This window comes from Deinococcus cellulosilyticus NBRC 106333 = KACC 11606, assembly GCF_007990775.1.
GTDB classification, from domain to species: domain Bacteria; phylum Deinococcota; class Deinococci; order Deinococcales; family Deinococcaceae; genus Deinococcus_C; species Deinococcus_C cellulosilyticus.
In genome coordinates, this window is record NZ_BJXB01000012.1 from 70,424 (window position 1) to 86,171 (window position 15,748).

15 protein-coding genes are annotated in these 15,748 nt (G+C 56.5%); 4 read left to right on the forward strand and 11 right to left on the reverse strand.

Translation table 11 applies throughout. The features are described 5' to 3' along the window. Window positions 1-119: 119 nt before the first annotated feature. Entirely contained in the window at window positions 120-518 is a 399-nt protein-coding gene (locus DC3_RS14020; protein ID WP_146885310.1) for a hypothetical protein, read from the reverse strand. 113 nt (window positions 519-631) lie between these two features. Next, entirely contained in the window at window positions 632-787 is a 156-nt protein-coding gene (locus DC3_RS29185) for a hypothetical protein (RefSeq protein ID WP_186816037.1), read from the reverse strand. A gap of 121 nt (window positions 788-908) precedes the next feature. On the opposite strand from DC3_RS29185, the gene DC3_RS14025 reads away from it, so the two are divergent. The 3 genes from DC3_RS14025 to DC3_RS14035 are packed head-to-tail and all read left to right on the forward strand — an operon-like array spanning window position 909 to window position 3,415. Then, complete coding sequence (locus DC3_RS14025; RefSeq protein ID WP_186816038.1) at window positions 909-1,373, forward strand: DUF1697 domain-containing protein; 465 nt, start codon at window positions 909-911, stop codon at window positions 1,371-1,373. A gap of 57 nt (window positions 1,374-1,430) precedes the next feature. Next, window positions 1,431-2,381: a hypothetical protein gene (locus DC3_RS14030; protein ID WP_146885314.1), complete on the forward strand. Its 951-nt coding sequence runs from the start codon at window positions 1,431-1,433 to the stop codon at window positions 2,379-2,381. Window positions 2,382-2,419: 38 nt separating this feature from the next. After that, complete coding sequence (locus tag DC3_RS14035) at window positions 2,420-3,415, forward strand: HD-GYP domain-containing protein (RefSeq protein ID WP_146885316.1); 996 nt, start codon at window positions 2,420-2,422, stop codon at window positions 3,413-3,415. Window positions 3,416-3,463: 48 nt separating this feature from the next. Here the strand turns inward: DC3_RS14035 and DC3_RS14040 are convergent, their stop codons facing one another. Further along, a complete protein-coding gene (locus DC3_RS14040; RefSeq protein WP_146885317.1) occupies window positions 3,464-5,758 on the reverse strand; it encodes a WD40/YVTN/BNR-like repeat-containing protein in 2,295 nt (764 codons plus the stop codon). A 717-nt stretch (window positions 5,759-6,475) separates the two neighbouring features. Then, window positions 6,476-7,501 carry an NAD(P)-dependent alcohol dehydrogenase gene (locus DC3_RS14045; protein WP_222594767.1) on the reverse strand — a complete coding sequence of 342 codons (1,026 nt, stop codon included), beginning with the start codon at window positions 7,499-7,501 and terminating at the stop codon, window positions 6,476-6,478. An 82-nt stretch (window positions 7,502-7,583) separates the two neighbouring features. Here DC3_RS14045 and DC3_RS14050 point away from each other — a divergent pair, with 82 nt between their 5' ends. Beyond that, window positions 7,584-8,279, forward strand: a complete 696-nt coding sequence (locus DC3_RS14050) for a TetR/AcrR family transcriptional regulator (protein ID WP_146885319.1) — start codon at window positions 7,584-7,586, stop codon at window positions 8,277-8,279. 11 nt (window positions 8,280-8,290) lie between these two features. Here DC3_RS14050 and otnC read toward each other — a convergent pair whose 3' ends face one another. The 7 genes from otnC to DC3_RS14085 are packed head-to-tail and all read right to left on the reverse strand — an operon-like array spanning window position 8,291 to window position 15,748. Continuing rightward, complete coding sequence (otnC, locus tag DC3_RS14055; protein ID WP_146885321.1) at window positions 8,291-8,917, reverse strand: 3-oxo-tetronate 4-phosphate decarboxylase; 627 nt, start codon at window positions 8,915-8,917, stop codon at window positions 8,291-8,293. Continuing rightward, complete coding sequence (gene otnK / locus DC3_RS14060) at window positions 8,914-10,143, reverse strand: 3-oxo-tetronate kinase (protein WP_146885323.1); 1,230 nt, start codon at window positions 10,141-10,143, stop codon at window positions 8,914-8,916. Before otnK ends, otnC begins: the two co-directional genes overlap by 4 nt. 3 nt (window positions 10,144-10,146) lie before the next feature. Continuing rightward, a complete protein-coding gene (locus tag DC3_RS14065; RefSeq protein ID WP_146885324.1) occupies window positions 10,147-10,791 on the reverse strand; it encodes a ThuA domain-containing protein in 645 nt (214 codons plus the stop codon). Beyond that, a complete protein-coding gene (locus tag DC3_RS14070) occupies window positions 10,776-11,660 on the reverse strand; it encodes a carbohydrate kinase family protein (RefSeq protein ID WP_146885326.1) in 885 nt (294 codons plus the stop codon). Before DC3_RS14070 ends, DC3_RS14065 begins: the two co-directional genes overlap by 16 nt. Beyond that, on the reverse strand, window positions 11,657-12,955 hold the full coding sequence (locus tag DC3_RS14075; protein WP_146885329.1) for an amylo-alpha-1,6-glucosidase: 1,299 nt from the start codon (window positions 12,953-12,955) through the stop codon (window positions 11,657-11,659). The genes DC3_RS14070 and DC3_RS14075 overlap by 4 nt, the downstream gene beginning before the upstream one ends. Next, window positions 12,952-14,304 (reverse strand): protein O-GlcNAcase, encoded by a 1,353-nt coding sequence (locus tag DC3_RS14080; RefSeq protein WP_146885331.1) that lies wholly within the window; start codon window positions 14,302-14,304, stop codon window positions 12,952-12,954. The genes DC3_RS14075 and DC3_RS14080 overlap by 4 nt, the downstream gene beginning before the upstream one ends. Then, window positions 14,297-15,748 (reverse strand): MBL fold metallo-hydrolase, encoded by a 1,452-nt coding sequence (locus DC3_RS14085; protein ID WP_146885333.1) that lies wholly within the window; start codon window positions 15,746-15,748, stop codon window positions 14,297-14,299. Before DC3_RS14085 ends, DC3_RS14080 begins: the two co-directional genes overlap by 8 nt.

A 15,748-nucleotide genomic window follows, 5' to 3' on the forward strand; every position in this document is an offset into this window, starting at 1 on the left:
CAATAGGATAATCCCGTACTTCAACGGTAAAACTTTCTTCCCTGTTCCATCCCCGCGCCTGAGCCACGCGGGGTATCGCTTTTGGGATTCCAGCTGACTGCTTGATACGTATCAATCAGTCATTCTGTGATGTAAAACTTACCATCCGTCTCCCTCCAGTACAGGTAGGTGGGTTCATCTGCCTGATGCTCTGGGCGTAGCTCTCTGTCCCCATCATCAAAGGGTTCAGTGAGCAGCACCCGACCATCTCTGAACTGCAAGTGGTCTGGAAACTTCAGGAAGTAAATCCGGTGAATGTAAATATCCCTGTCAAAGTAGGGGAATGATTCTTCATACGGCAGTCTTTTGGGATCTTCATGCAATGCCTGACAGATCCAGTAGCCGTCTTCAGGGGTGGCTTCTTCGCAGTTGTGTGCACCCAGTTCCATGCACTCGCTGAAAGAATCCCAGTCTTCCATTGTGCTTAGACCACTGATGATTTTCTCTGTTACGTCTTTGATTTGAAGTTCTTCATTCATAATTTACTGAAGTAGCATACGATTTAAATTCTGTCAATCTTAATGAAAAACTCAGGAGATGATTTCTCCTGAGTGGTATTGTATTTTTCATGTGATCGATTTGATTTGTTCGATCAGTCTTGCACACTGATCATGGACTTCTTGCGCAGACGCCTGGGGAGCTTGACCTTCAGGGCTTCCAGCAGCAGGCGCAACTCTGCATTCTCTTCTTCGAGCTCCTTGCACCGTTTGATCAGGAGTTCGGTCAAGTCCTCTTTCTTCTGAGCCATATCTCAGGGTAACAGTTTTGTCTTGGGCGTAAAGCCCTTTGCCCCCAGTCTGCCCCCCAAAGTGTCCAGCTTTGCCCCCCATAACCAGTGATCACCATTTTTTATCCAGCAATACACATGCGTGGGACACGACAAAAAAAGAAAAGACTGGGGCCACCAGTGGCAACCCCAGCGTCAGAGTGGCAACGTCACGCTGAAGCATTCTGGAACAGCTGAAGCACTGGTCCAGCAGGTGCGGCAGGTCATTGAGGCACATTTCGGCTTTGAAGTGGGTGTGGTGGTCAGGGATGCAGGGGACTGGCAGCAGGTGGTCCAGCAGAACCCTTTTCTGGACCAGACAGAGCACCTGCATGTGGCTTTCCTGGGAAACACACCTTCAGACAGCCAGTTGAAAGCCTTGCAGGAGGCCCCGATCGGAGAGGACCGCTGGGGGCTGAAAGGGGACAACCTCTACCTGTTCTACCCAGATGGAACCGCAGGTGCCCTGCTCACCCATGCGGTGCTGGAAAAGAAACTGAAGGTCTCTGCCACCGTCCGCAACTGGCGCACGGTCCTGAAGATCAGGGACATGCTGCTGGAAAGTTGAAACCTGCTTAGGTCAAATGGGTGATCCAGAGTCCATTTTAGACAACTACACTGGGTCATGGCCGATTCTCTCCTGCAGCGCATTGAAGACGAACTGGGCGTGCCTGATCCTGTGGGCCTGCTGTCCCGGCTTTCCCTGACCGACCTGACCTCCCTGCTGCTGGAGGTTTACCGTCAGAAAGCAGACCAGCGCACGCCTGCACAGGTGCTGGAGGAGTACCAGCAGAGCCGTTTTGTGCGTCCCGCGAAAGTCCATCCGGTCCGCATGCTGGAATGGGAAAAAACCGTGCTGTCCAGTTTGCCTTCGGAGGTGGAACCTCTGGTGCTCTCCCCTGTGGCCCCTCTGGGCACCTGTTCGGTGGTTGCAGCGGTGGACCAGAACTGGTCGGTGTCCACCGTGCGCGGGAATGAAGTGGTGTCGGATGCAACCAATGTTCTGGCCCTTGAAGCATGTATCAGGCGCAAAACATTGCTGAAGGAGAACCCAAAATCCAGTGAAGTGGTGCATCTGGCCACCAGCCAACGCATGCTGAGGCCCCAGTTTTACAACCAGCCTGGGCAGATTCCCCACTTCAACCTGTTTTGCATGGTCAGTGCTGGACGGGATCAGGGAAACTCAACATTTGAACACCAGGCCTTGCTGTTGCACCTCAGAACCATGCTGCAGGCCCTGAGGCGTCACTGGACTGAACTTCACCCACTGAAACTGACGGTGAGTGATTTTTCAGGAAAAACCAGAGCCCTGCTCACCGAAGAACGCATTTTTCAGCCCCTGCTGCAGGAATTTTCGGCACTGGAGTGCCAGCATGATCCAGACCGCACCCACGCACGGAATTACTACACAGGATTGTGTTTTCACCTCTATGCCCTGCCAGATGGTGCAGATCAGGTCTTCCTGGCCGATGGTGGCGAGGTGAAGTGGAGCCAGACCCTGCTCAGCAACAGCAAAGAGCGCATGCTGATCAGTGGTCTGGGAGGAGATCGGGTGGTCAGGCTGGCGCAACTGTAACACAGGCACTCGAATAGGGTTCTGGACTACAATGGAGTATGGAAAGCCTGCAGTTGCCGAAATTGCCTGCTGAGGTCGCGCAAGCACGGATTCTGCTGTATGGTTCGTCTGATTCAGGGACCCTGAGCCTGCAGGCCCTGCTGCAAGAGGAAGGTTTTCAGAAGGTGCAGTTGACCCTGGATCTGGATGAACTGGAAGCTCCGCCTCTGGTGGATTATCCTGCCCTGATCATTGCTGCCCCCTCTTTTCGGCACACTGCTCGATTGCGGGAACTCTGGGTGCAGCTCCGGTATCCTCCAGGGCTTCTGATCGTGGATGACCTGAGCACGTCTGAGCAGGTGTTTTCCACCGTTCTGCCAGCACAGGTGCAGGGGCAGTTGCGGCACCGCCAGCTGCAGCACACCTACAGCCAGCTTGGGATCATCTCAGTTCCGGAGTGTGTTTTCCTGCATGAGGTCAGTGGACTGGTGGAGGCCCTGCTGCAGTTCAATCCGCCTGCAGAACATGAAGTGCATGCGGCAGACCGGGTGGGACGCATTGCGGAGCACCTCGCCCTTTGCTGTGGTTTTTCTGCATCAGAAGCCAGCCTGCTGTCTAAAGCTGCCCTGCTGCATGATTTTGGCAAGGTGTTTGTTCCTGCTTCGATCCTGAAGAAACCTGGAATGTTGAGCGTGGGTGAATTTGAAGTGATCAAAGGGCACACCCTGCTGGGCCATCAGGTGCTGAAAAGACAGCCTGGACAGGTGTTTCAGGATGCGGCCACCATTGCCCTTTCCCACCATGAGAGGTGGGACGGCAGAGGCTACCCCCAGGGGCTCTGTGGTCAAGACATTCCATTGATGGCCCGTCTGGTCACCCTGGCAGACGTGATGGATGCCCTGCTGTCCGAGAGAAGCTACAAACCCGCATGGTCGGTGCAGGATGCCCTGAGTTTCATGCAAATGCAAAGTGGGAGTGCCTTTGATCCTGATCTGGTGATCCATTTGCTGCATCTGCCCACAGAGGTGTTCGCCGAAGATGTGCAAGTTCACTGAGGCCTCAACGAAAAGGGACCCCGAAGGGTCCCCTGTTGCAGCCTGCTCTTATTTGATGTCGCCGTACACGATGCCGTACCCGTTGGTCCCGATGTACACACGCCCATAGACCCTGGGGTCTCCGGTGATGGCACTGTTGGTGGAGCCAAACTGGTGCTGGGCATCGTTGATGTGCACCCAGGTCTGGCCTCCATCGTCTGAGCGGTAGAAGCCCTGCTTGCCGTCCACTGCTCCGGTGATGTAAATGGCCATGTCATCTTTTCCAGGTGCAGCTTTGCCAAAACCAATCACGTTGGCGGTATCGACCAGATCCAGTTTCTTGAAGCTGGCGCCACCATCGGTGGAGTGGAAAAGGCCACGCTTGCCAGCCGCAATCCACAGGTCTTTTTCTTGCCCGGGGACGGTCTGGATGTAGACCGATTCGTCCTTGCGGGTTCCCAGACCGTGCGGCAGGTTCTGGGCTTCAGGGATGGTGAAGGTCTTGCCTCCATCGATGCTCACGTAGAGTTCTCCTTTTGAAAATGCATAGAACCGCTGGTCATTTTCACGGTCAGAGACCACTGTTGCACTGCCTTCAGGCAGACCTGCTGAGGCGGTCCAGGTGTCGCCATTGTTGGTGGAATAAGAGACTTTTGCACCACCAGGGGACCAGAGCACGGTTTTGCCTTCTGCAGACAGGGCCAGATTGCCTCCCCCATTGGTTCCAGCCGGAGTGGTCTTGCCGTTGGTCCAGGTCTCGCCCCCATCGGCGCTGTAAGCAAAGAAAGCACCACCGTTGCCCACCCGCACCATCAGGTCAGGGTTCTTCTCGGCGTAATCCAGACTGGTGTTGCTGCCAGGGAGGGGGTTGGCGATCATCTTCTGGGGCACTTTGGTCAGATCGTCATGTTTGAAACCTGCAATGTCTCCGAGGGCAGAGTACAGGTTGGCCCCTTTTGGCGGGCTGATCAGGTCCAGCACAGCGGTTTCTTCAATGCCCTGCGCCATCACTTTCAGGTCAATTTTGTTCCCTTTGTCCCATTCGGTCAGGTTGGTTGACCCAAAAACCGTTGCCCCCGTCCCGTACATCATCCGGTTGGAGTCAAAGGGGTCGATTTCCAGGTCATCCACCATCCAGCCCACCTTGACCATCGGTTCTGGATCTTTGGGCACAGTGGCCCCGAAGTTCAGCCAGGGTGCGCCACTGCTGTCCATGTTGTAACGGAAAGTGCGTTCAGGATAATTTCCCCAGTCCCAGATGCGGGTCCAGGTCTTGCCGTAATCGGTGGAACGGAAAAGGATGGTGTCTGGCCACCAGGCATTCAGTGCGGCGACCATCAGGGTTCCAGGCTTCTGGCGATCAAGGGCAAGCCCACCATATCCCCAGTTCTTGTCCGTGACCGTGGCAGGGAAGGGGTTGATGTTGGTCCATTCACCGGTTCTGGTGTTCAGTTTCCAGACGTCTCCCTTTTCACCGTCATAAGGGCCTGCCCCGTCACTGTAGGTGATATACAGGTTGCCCTCGCTGTCGAGTTCTCCGTGGTGGGGCAGGAATCCGGTGGGTTGACCGGGAACCTCCTGCCAGGTGGCTCCACCGTCCTTGCTCTGGTACAGGGGATGGGCCTTGTCTGCCACACCCACATAAAGGGTTTTGGTGGCGTTTCCGGCGGTGCTGCTGGATTTGTCGAAGGTGATCCACACCACCCCGATTTTGTCACCAGAGTAAGGGTTGCCGGGCTCTGGAATGTAGTCCCCTGTCACAGGGAAGCTGTCCACCTTGCTCCAGGTGACGCCATAATCGGTGCTGCGCCACAAACCATTGCCACTTCTGGCCCCCAGGTACAGGATGCTGTTCTTGTTGGGGTCGATGGAAAGGCGCTCTCCCATGCCGCGACCCGGCATGTTGCCCCCCATCTTGAAGGGCAGGTCGGTTTTCTGCCAGGTGTCGCCCCGGTCACTCGACCTCAGGATCGCCCCATTGTTGGGGTCCCAGTCATTGGTGTAGGTCCCGACGGCAAGGTACACCCGGTTAGGGTCTACGGGGTCGGTGGCAAGACTGTCCACACCAGAAAGGCCCCAGTTGTCTGCCCCGACCCAGTTGAGGAGCTGAATCCAGCGTCCTGACGCTTTGTCCCAGCGGTACGCTCCACCAATGTCGGTTCTGGCGTAGATCAGGTCCTTCTCGCTCTGGTTGAAGATGATTCCAGGGACGTAGCCTCCACCAACAATTTCCACATTGCGCCAGTTGTAGGCCTGGGTGGTCACTTTTGCAGGGGGAACGGTCAGGTTCGCACAACCGACAGTTCCGGTCAGCAGGCTCAGGGCGATCAGGGAAAATCGAACACTCCGGGTCAATTTCAGCATGGTCAACTCCTTACAGAAGACAAAAAGACATGGACGCACCCACCAGATGCAAAATCTGGCAGCTGTTCCAGGATTTCAAGGCATGAGAACCCTCTCAGACAGCAATCACAGGTCTGATGAAGCAAGGTGTGAATGTGGAGATCAATCCAGAGATTGGGTCAGGCGTACCTCCAGTAGGGTTGGGCTGCCAGGGGTCCAGCAGTAGAGATCCAGGGCGTGATGGGTTGTGGGCAGGTTGATGGATTTATCTTATGGTCGAATCGATTCGAATGTCAAGGGGAGGGTTACACACTTGACTGGCAACCATGTGGCCATGCCCTGCACAACAAAACACCCCCCAGAAAACCGGAGGGTGCCTGTGTGGAGTGGAGATGGAACCCTGAACGCTCAGGGAGAGTGGGTAACAGGTGGATCGGTGAAGGTCCCTGTCCAGGTGTAACCTGCCAGAGCAGAACCCCCAAATACAAACAACAGCAGAACAACGATGCGTTTCTTCAAATCAACCTCCCCAGGTCTGGTAACTTGCCAGCGCAGGGTTTGCAGCCAGGGCTGCAACAGCAAGCAAAAGCAACGTGATTTTCTGTTTCATGGTGACCTCCTTCATCAGGAAAAGAATTCCCTCCCAGAGCGCTGTGAGGCCACTCTGACAGGGATGTCCTGATCCTAGACGGACTGACGGTGAAATGGCAGGCCAGATTTCACTGTTGCCAGACAGGCTCAGCTGGAATGGCTGACCGTGACCACCACACTCCCACGTTTGCGTCCGGTGTCCGCGTAATGGTGGGCCGCTGCAATCTGGTCCAGGGAATACTGGCGGTCGATCACAGGTTTCAGCTTGCCTTCCTGTGCGAGCTTTGCCAGCAACTGCACGTCCTCCTGACGTTCAGTGGTCGGTCCAGCAATCACCTTGATGCCACTGGTCATCCCCTGCCAGGGGCCTGACAGCATCTGGGCAAGGGTCGCAAGCACCAGGAGCAGACGGCCCCCTTTGCGAAGTGCAGGTTTGCTGCGGGCAAAAGGGGCTGTGCCCACCGTGTCCATGATCAGATCGTAGGTTTCTCCAGTGGAAGCGAAGTCTGCTCTGGTGTAATCGATCACCCTGTGGGCACCCAGCGAACGGACCAGATTTGCATTTGCACCGCTGCACACTGCTGTCACCTCTGCACCGAAGTGATGCGCCAGTTGCACTGCAGCCACACCCACTGCACCAGAAGCTCCGTTGATCAGCACCCTGTCTCCTGCTTTAAGCTTGCCCCGTCTGAAGAAATCCAGTGCTGTGGTGCCACCAAAAGGGAGAGAAGCAGCCTGTTCATGGGTCAGGTTTGAGGCGATGTGGGCAAGGGCTCCAGTCTCTGGCAGGCACCTGTACTGGGCGTGACAGCCCATTCCCATTCCAGTCATCCCAAAAACCCGGTCTCCTGCCCGAAATCGGGTGACATTTTTGCCCACCTTTTCGATTTCACCTGCAAACTCAACCCCCAGCACAGGCTGTCTTGGCCGATTCACCCCTGAAACCAGACGCATGATCAGGCCAAAACCCGCAGGGGTTTTGAGGGCACGCATCCTGCAATCTGCAGAGGTGACTGTGGTGGCGTGAATCTTGATCAGAACCTCATTGTCCTCTGGCTCCGGTCTGGGAACATCGGTCAATCGAAGAACGTCGGGAGGACCATACTCCTCGCGCACGACGGCTTTCATGGTCCTGGCACTGGTGCTGATGCTGGGGTTCTGTGTGGTGGTCATGGCCTCTCCTCATTGCCTTACGTTGTAAGGTTATAGCATCAGCGTAGCCTTACGTTGTAAGATTGTCAAGAGAAACGGACACATGCCCCCAAGAAAATCCACCACATCCCCATCAGAAATCCGTTCAGAAACCGAAACACGCCCCAGACTCAGCCGGGAACGTGTGCTTCAAAAAGCCATTGAGATTGCAGATCAGGAGGGCATTCAGGCCCTCACCATGCGCAAACTTGCCCAGGAGATGGGCGTGGAAGCCATGTCCCTGTACCACCACTTTGCCAACAAGGATCGGCTGCTCGATGGCATGATCGATCTGGTGTTCGCAGAGATTGAATTGCCCACCGAGGGTCCCTGGAAAAGCCGCATCCAGACCCGCTCCCTCTCTGCCCGAACAGCACTGACCCGACACAGGTGGGCACTGGGTCTGATGGAGTCCCGCACTTCACCTGGCCCGGAAACCCTGCGCCACCACAATGCCGTGATTGAGTGCCTGCGCAGCAGTGGTTTCTCGGTGGCTGCAACTGCACATGCTTATTCTCTTCTGGACAGCTACATCTATGGTTTTGCATTGCAGCAGATCAATCTGCCCTTCACCAGATTTGAGGAGGGGGATGCCGCTGCAGAAAGCATCATGATGGAGGTGGCTGCAGGAGCATATCCCCATCTGACCGAGCTGGCCGTGGAGCATGTCTTAAAGCCCGGTTACGACTACACCAGAGAGTTTGAGATCGGACTGGAAATTGTGCTGGAGGGCCTTGAAAAACTGCGGGACCGGGGGTAAGCCCGCCCTCCTCACATTCTGCGCAGGGCTTCAACCTGCTCAGGGGTGAGCAGCATGGGCTTTTTGTCCTGCAGGAGAAAATAAACTTTGAGGCCCTCCTCAAGTTCTTCTGCATTGTTGACCGCTTCATCCAGCGTTTTCCCTGAAACCACAGGACCGTGATTTGCCAGCAGCACAGCCACATGGTTTGCGGCTCTGGAGGCAATTTCCTCACCAAGGCGGGCATCGCCCGGACGCAGGTAAGGCACCACAGGCAGGTCACCAATCCGCATCACAAAATACGGCGTGATGAAGGGCACACAGGAATCTGCATTCAGATCTTGCAAACAGGACACAGCCACGGCATAAGTCGAGTGCAGGTGCACCACTGCTCTGGCCTCAGGACGGTGCTGGTAATAGGCCAGATGCATGAAAGACTCCTTGGAAGGCTTCTTGCCTGAAAGGTGATTGCCCTCGAAATCCAGCAGTGAAATGTCCCTGGGCAGCAACTCTCCCAGACAGGAATTGGTGGGGGTCAGCAGCCATGTGTCTTCCAATCTGGCACTGAGGTTTCCAGAGGTGCCAGGGCAGAGTCCCCTCTGGTACAGCCTTCTTCCCACTTCACACAGCCGTTCTCTGAGTTGACTTTCGGTGCTCACAGGGCCTCCCAGGCGTCTTCAAAAAAGGTTCTGGAACCAAAGTTGCCACTTTTCAGGGCCAGATTGTGGGTGGGCGTGGCGGTCCAGGGCACGCCCGGACAGATCTCAGGACCGATCAGCAGGTGACCGGGGTTGAGTTTCTGCACCACTGCACCAGAAGTCTCCCCTCCTGCAACGATGATCTGGCTGAATCCCTGTTCTGACAGGCGCACGGCCAGTGTGGACAGGGCCCTTTCCAACAGAGCCCCTGAATGTTCCCTTCCCAGAGCCTGTTGTGCACTTTTCACTTCTTCTGGAGCGCTGCTGGCATAAATCAGCACGGGGAGCTTTTCAGACCGATTCAGGCTCCAGTCCAGTGCCTGTTGCAGCACATCATCAAAATGCTCTGCAAGCTGTTCAGGATGGAGTTTGAGGTGTGGATACAGACTTTTTGCATGCTCAAGCTGTTCCAGCGTTGCCCTGGAGCAACTTCCAGCCAGGATCAACCTGCGACCCATCAAGCGCGGGAAGGGTTGCCCAGCAGCAGAAGATTCAGGCGCAGTGAGTCCCAGAGCAAGCCCACTGCCTCCAGTGACCAGTTTCAGGTGGGCTGTGCCCTCTGCAAGCACCTTCAGATCGCTGTTGTTCAGGGCATCGGCAACGATCAGGCGTTTGCCTTTTGCATGCAGATCCTCCAGGGTCTTTTTGACCTCTGCTGCACCTTGCTGCACCACCTGATGTTTCAGCAATCCCACCTTGTGCACGGTCTGGAGCTGCAGAAACCGCACCAGATCCGGGTCGGTCATGGGGGTCAGGGGGTGGTTCTGCATGCCACTTTCACTCAGAAGTCTGTCCCAGACGAAGAGATGCCCCTGGTACACTGTTCTGCCATTGTCCGGGAAAGCCGGGCACATCACGGTGTAGGGTTCTTTCAAGGCATCCAGCAAAGCATCCGTGACTGGCCCGATGTTCCCTTCCGGGGTGGAATCGAAGGTCGAGCAGTATTTGAAGTAGAATCTCACACATCCTGCACCTTGCAGGTAAGCCAGCGCATCCAGCGAGTCCTGCACAGCCTCCTGCACAGGTGCCGTTCTGGATTTCAGGGCCACCACAATGGCGTCCACATCTGGCAGGGGGTGCGAGGGCACCCCCGTGGTGAGCACGGTTCGGAAACCGGACTTCACCAGATTGCTGGCGAGGTCGGTTCCACCCGTGAAATCATCTGCAATGCAGCCCAGAATCGGCATGGGTCACTCGATTCTGGCGGCCCACAGGAGACCCCGCACGGTCATGGTCTCCACCTGTGGGGTGTCCATGTCGGTCAGGGCGTGCCCGAGGGAGTGGTAGAACACCCGTCCTTTTCCATGCATGCGGGTCCAGGCCACAGGCACCACGGCACCTTCAATCCACGGCGCGTACTGACCGTCAAAGGTGGTGGTGGCCAGTACGTGGTTGATGGGGTCCACATGCATGTAGTACTGCTCGGTCACCACATCGAAATCCGTTAAGTCCTGGGTGATGGGGTGGTTCTGGTCCCTGAACTGGACGCTGTATGGCCGGATGTTTCCGGGGTGACTGACGAACTGTCCGCCCACCATGAATTGAAACTCGGTGTCCTCCCGGAAGGCGTCTCCTGCCCCTCCGTGAATGCCTGCCAGTCCGGTGCCGTTCAGGACGGCCTCGCGAATCAGATTGCTTTTCTCACCAGGGATTTTGCCCATGGTCCAGTGGGGCACGATCAGGTCCACCTGCACAGACTCAGGTGTGAGGTCTTCCAGGTTGTCCAGGCTCTGCACTTCAAAGCCATTCTGTTCCAGACGGTCTTTAAACCAGGTGTTGAATCCTGTGGGGTTGTGGCCATCCCAGCCACCGTAGATGATCAGTGCTTTTGGCATGTCTTGTCCTCCGTGATGTGGTGTACTTCTTGAAGAGAGGGGGCGTAGGCTCCAGGATGCATGCAGGCAACGGCACCACACCCCAGGGCAAAAGAGAGCCGTTCTGCAGGTGGGGCGTCAGGGAAAGCCAGCAGATGGTGAAGAAATCCAGCGATGCTGGCGTCTCCTGCTCCCACGGTGTCCCTGACGTCTACAGTGTACCCAGCGTGCATGAAAACGCCGTCATTTGTATGCAGTTCTGCCCCTTCATTGCCTCTTGTCAGCAAGACGGTGAGGTCGGGATTCAGTCTTCTGATCTGCTCCAGACGCATGTCCAGCCCTGCAAGATCCTCATCAGAAACCTTCAGGTATTTCAGATACGGGAGGATCATCGGGAACAGCACCCGGTAGGCTGCGGCCTCCTGTGCCCGGAAGTTGGGGTCGTAGGCAACAGAAATGCCTCTGGCATGAAGGTCCCGCACAAAAGCAGGAATCTGTTCCAGCAGAGGACTGCGAACCACACTGATCCCACCGATATAGACCAGACTCGCCCCTGTGCACAGGTTCACATCGGGGACAAGTTGCCTGTCACTGCCGTTTTCTGCCCGAAATGCGTAGGTGGCCGGGTGGCTCTGGAACACAAAAGACAGGCTGGTGGGGTGGTCGGTGCGCTGAACCAGGGCAGGATCGATGCCTGCATCGTGGGTGGCCCCCAGGAGTTCTTCTCCAAACGGATCGGTGCTGATGACCCCCAGAAATTTCGTGGGGGTGCCCAGTCGAACGTTCACGCGGGCCACGTTCCAGGCACTGCCTCCAGGGCGGGTCAGCCAGCTTCCATCCGGTTGCCTGAGGAAATCCATCAGGACCCCACCCACCGCAACCAGGGTCACCAGCCACCTCCTGCATTGAAGACCGGGCACTCCCCGCGTTTCACACACTCATGGGCATAGATGTACATGGCGGTGCTCCAGCTTTGCCCTCTGAAACCGCTGGGCTTCCCGCTGCGCCCATGAAACCATTCGTTGAAGTCCCATTCCTGATCCGGGTTTCTTGCCATGCGGTTCATTTCGGTGAGGCGGTCCAGTTGATGTTCGGCTTCCCGCAGGCATCCAGCCTTGACCAGTGCAGCCACATAAAACCCACCCAGGAAAGGCCATGCTCCGCCGTTGTGGTACTGATCGGGCAGGTTCAGGTTGCGCAGGCGGTAATACTCTCTCCAGTCCGGGTCTCCGGGCATCACCGGAGGATGAATGGCCTTGATGGGGTAGGGTTCATCCACCCCTGCGCTGCGGATGAAATCAAAAATTTTGCCCGTCTGGGTTTCACTCGCAAGACCAAACAGGATGGCTGACAGGTTCCCGAAGGTGTCAAAACGGTCACACCAGTCCCGGAAGGCCATGTAGGGCAGGAAGTAGGGCCGCTCCTGATACAGGGTCTGGGTGGCACGGATGGGGTACAGCCACTCCTTGCGGTTGTTCTCGACCCAGTGCATGTCCTTCTGGACCTCTGCACCCACCCACAGCAGGGTGTTGATCTTGAATTTGATGTCCTCTGCGCGCTCCAGATAAGGTTCTGGGTCTTCACCCATGGCCACTGAAATGGAGGCCATGCATTTCTGAACGGCGTACCAGAGCACATTGGGCCACAGGCTGTTGTAGCGGTTGGCAAACAGATCTGCCCAGTCCATCGCTTCATGCACTTCCAAAAGGCCACACTCGTTGGAGTCCTGGTATTCCAGCCAGGTGTAGGCCCGTTTGATGGCCGTCCAGGCGTTTCTCAGTCGCTCTGTGTCGCCATCTGTTCGGTGGACATAATCGTTTCCGATGATGAACCAAAGGCTGTTGTCGATACACCCTGAGTGCGCGGTGTCCACCACCACTCTGGGTGTGTCATCCCCGACGATGAGGGCTCCCCCGTGGGCAATCAGAGCAGGGTCTGGAATTCCGGTGAATCCGACGTTGTGTGGGATGTTTCCCAGCCTTGTCTGGTAGGCCTGCAGGGTTCTCAGGCTGCGGCGCATGATTTCTGCACCTTCAGGGCTTCCCATCACCATCAGGCCCAGACCACAGATCATGCTGTCTCTGGCCCACACCTGCTTGTATGCCGTGCTGGACCCCAGAAGTCCGATGGGGCTTCCATTGGACAGCAGCACCTTTTCTGCGATTTCTCTGGCTTGATCTCTCATTCCTGCCTCTGTTTCTGGTGGGCGTACCACACGCAGCGCCTTGCAAACTGGTCGATCAGGTCTCCGGCCACCCAGTGAAAATTGGCCCGGACCTCTGGAAGGTCCTCAAAAATCACCTCTCTGAGCCTTGCATCCTGCGGGTTGTCGATGACGGCAAGTGCAAGTTTCAGAATGCGCACCTGCCCTCCCAGCTTCTGGGTCCAGGGATGCAGGTCTGCCAGCAGTTTGCGGTTTTTGAGGTGTTCCAGACGGAACACGGCCAGTTCAAGCTCCCTTGCTGCTTCACGCAGGGTGCCTGAAGCAGGTTTTCTGGCGGGACGGTTCTGGAGTTCTGGGCCTGCAACTTCCGGAGCCCCTCCCAGTTCCTCCCAGAAGGCATCCATCAGGGGATAGAGGTGGTTGTCCAGAGTTCCTTTGGGGTCAAGGGGGTCCCGGCGGGCAAGGTCTGCCAGAAGCTCCAATGCACGGGCATCTTCGGCATTGCCTGTGACCTCAATCAGGGCTTCTTGCCATGCAGCATCAGGCTGATACTGCTCCCCATCCTGCACAAATCGTGCAAAGGTGATGAGGGGAATTTTGCTGGCCTCAGGCTGCAGGGCGAGGTTCAGCAGGATGCCCCCACTTTCCTCCAGCACCCCTGCTTCTCTGTTGCGGTAGGGCAGCAGGTGAGGATCAAAACGCATTTCCAGATCGTTCACAGGGTAATTGTCCCAGTAGACCACCTTGCGCTTCAGGGTTTTGGAGACGGTGCGGGTGTGCTCTGTTGTGATGCTCGGACTGCACACGTCCCGGCCTGTCCAGAAAATCTCGATGTTTTCAGGGAGGCGTTCCCCGAGTTCTCGCAGGTAAGGGGAATCTCCTTTTCCGTGGTACTCGGTGGGGACAAAGGAGAACACTCCAGGAGTGCGTTCCCTCAACTGCTCACAGAGCCAGGACTGGGCATGGGCCAGGGTCCCGAATTTCTCTGCATCGTCTTCGTACCGGAAACGCTCGGGCATGTCATCAAGCAGCAGGGAAAAAGAGGTGACCCCGATCTCCAGAAACTGCTGCTGCTTGAAAAGCAGGGTGTCGAGGTCTTGCGAACTGGAGTAGTGGAATTCCAGGGGACTCAGGCCCACCACAAAGTCCACCCCGGCATCACGGGCATGCTGGACCAGTGCTGAAAACAGGGCAAGTTCTTCTGGAGTGTACGGTTCCCTCCAGCGGTTGCGGTGCTGCGTGTCGTTCTTGGGGCCATACAGGTAGGTGTTCAGGCCCCATTTTCCCATCAGGGAGATCAGGGAGTGGCATTCAGAGAAGCTGTACGGTCTGCCGTAGAAGCCCTCGATCACGCCGGTGTATCTAGTCATGGTGCGTCTCCTGTTCGGGCATGATCTGGGTGTGGAGATCCAGAAGTTGCTGTGCGCGCTCTTTCAGGGCAGATGTCCACTCCGGGGTGACCCGCACGGGTTCCCAGTGTCCGCCCATCAGCAAGGTGGGCTGTTCCTGTTCGATCAGGTGGGCCACCTGCACAAAGTCTGCAGGATCAAACCCGTTCTCGTAGATGTAATTCAGGCCCAGACCATCGTCTGCCAGCACATCCCCCTGAAAGAGCAGGCGTTCACCATCCACCTCCAGGAAAATGCCCACAGCATGAGGGGTGTGACCGGGCATCGGAAGGATTCTGAAGTGAAACTCCTCCCAGTCAAAAGAGGACCCAAGGGTCTCATCGGGTTCAATGGCGTCAAACCACTGGCAGGGCAGGTCATGGGCTTCAGGGTGCAGCAGAACTTCTGCAAACCCTGCTGGCACCAGAACCTTTGCTCCGTGCACCCTCCTCAGCACGTTGATTCCGGCCACATGGTCATCATGGATGTGGGTCGGAACCACGGCACTGATTTCTTTGACCCCGAAATCCTTCAGGCAGGGCAGGTTGTAGAGCCAGGGTCTGCGGGCATGGCGCTCGGTGATGTCGGTCAGGCCAAACATGAAGTCATACCCGAAATCAATGAACAGGGCCTTTCCAGACTGTGAAACCACCACATAATGGTGGGCAAAGCTGGTCCGGTTCATCAGGACGTGTTTCGTCACCTGCACGAAAGGCTCTTCCCTGAATTTGAGGAGTCTGGGGTTGTGACACCGCAGTCGCACCAGGGCCCACAACCGCTCCAGCGTCAGGCTGAACGCATGGGCAGGTTGCCGCATGATCTGTCCGTGTGCAGGGAGCAGCACATCCAGATTTCTTTTCTCCAGATCCAACAAAGACAGGATGCTGCCTGCCAGACCCTCTCCTCCACCGTAGGTCCACTGGGTGTAGGACAGGTCATGTACGGTTCCAGGACCACTGAGCAGGTCGCCAACAAAAGCAAAGCGTTTGCCTTCATGGTCCAGGATCAGGGTGATGCTGCCTGGCGTGTGGCCTGGTGTGGGCACCACTTCCCAGCGGTCCAGCAGTTCAAAAGTGTCGTAATCCAGCAGCTTTCCAGCTTCGTGACCGTGGGCTGGAAGGTCATGGTCTTTTAAGACCTCATAGCGGTTCAGCCGTTGCCTTCCAGCCCGGATGTCCTCAGGGTGCGTCATCAACCTGTGTTCTGCTTCAGGGACATCCACAGGAAGACCCGAAGGCACCTCTGCGTTGTGCCCATGCACGTGGGTCAGCAGAACCCGCAGCACTTCTGAGACGCCAAAGGCTTCGAGTTGCAGGTGGGCCTCATGGTCATACTCGATCAGGACCGCCTGATGCCCCCGGACCAGTGCATAGCAGTTGCACGCTCCGGTGAAGGCATAAAGCTGTCCATGAAGGTGTTGCCACAC

Bases quoted from the DNA above. Each gene is read 5' to 3' on its own strand.
- DC3_RS14020 (WP_146885310.1), bottom strand. From the start codon at position 518: ATGAATGAAGAACTTCAAATCAAAGACGTAACAGAGAAAATCATCAGT.
- DC3_RS29185 (WP_186816037.1), bottom strand. From the start codon at position 787: ATGGCTCAGAAGAAAGAGGACTTGACCGAACTCCTGATCAAACGGTGC.
- DC3_RS14030 (WP_146885314.1), top strand. From the start codon at position 1,431: ATGGCCGATTCTCTCCTGCAGCGCATTGAAGACGAACTGGGCGTGCCT.
- DC3_RS14035 (WP_146885316.1), top strand. From the start codon at position 2,420: ATGGAAAGCCTGCAGTTGCCGAAATTGCCTGCTGAGGTCGCGCAAGCA.
- DC3_RS14040 (WP_146885317.1), bottom strand. From the start codon at position 5,758: ATGCTGAAATTGACCCGGAGTGTTCGATTTTCCCTGATCGCCCTGAGC.
- DC3_RS14045 (WP_222594767.1), bottom strand. From the start codon at position 7,501: ATGACCACCACACAGAACCCCAGCATCAGCACCAGTGCCAGGACCATG.
- DC3_RS14050 (WP_146885319.1), top strand. From the start codon at position 7,584: ATGCCCCCAAGAAAATCCACCACATCCCCATCAGAAATCCGTTCAGAA.
- otnK (WP_146885323.1), bottom strand. From the start codon at position 10,143: ATGCCGATTCTGGGCTGCATTGCAGATGATTTCACGGGTGGAACCGAC.
- DC3_RS14065 (WP_146885324.1), bottom strand. From the start codon at position 10,791: ATGCCAAAAGCACTGATCATCTACGGTGGCTGGGATGGCCACAACCCC.
- DC3_RS14075 (WP_146885329.1), bottom strand. From the start codon at position 12,955: ATGAGAGATCAAGCCAGAGAAATCGCAGAAAAGGTGCTGCTGTCCAAT.
- DC3_RS14080 (WP_146885331.1), bottom strand. From the start codon at position 14,304: ATGACTAGATACACCGGCGTGATCGAGGGCTTCTACGGCAGACCGTAC.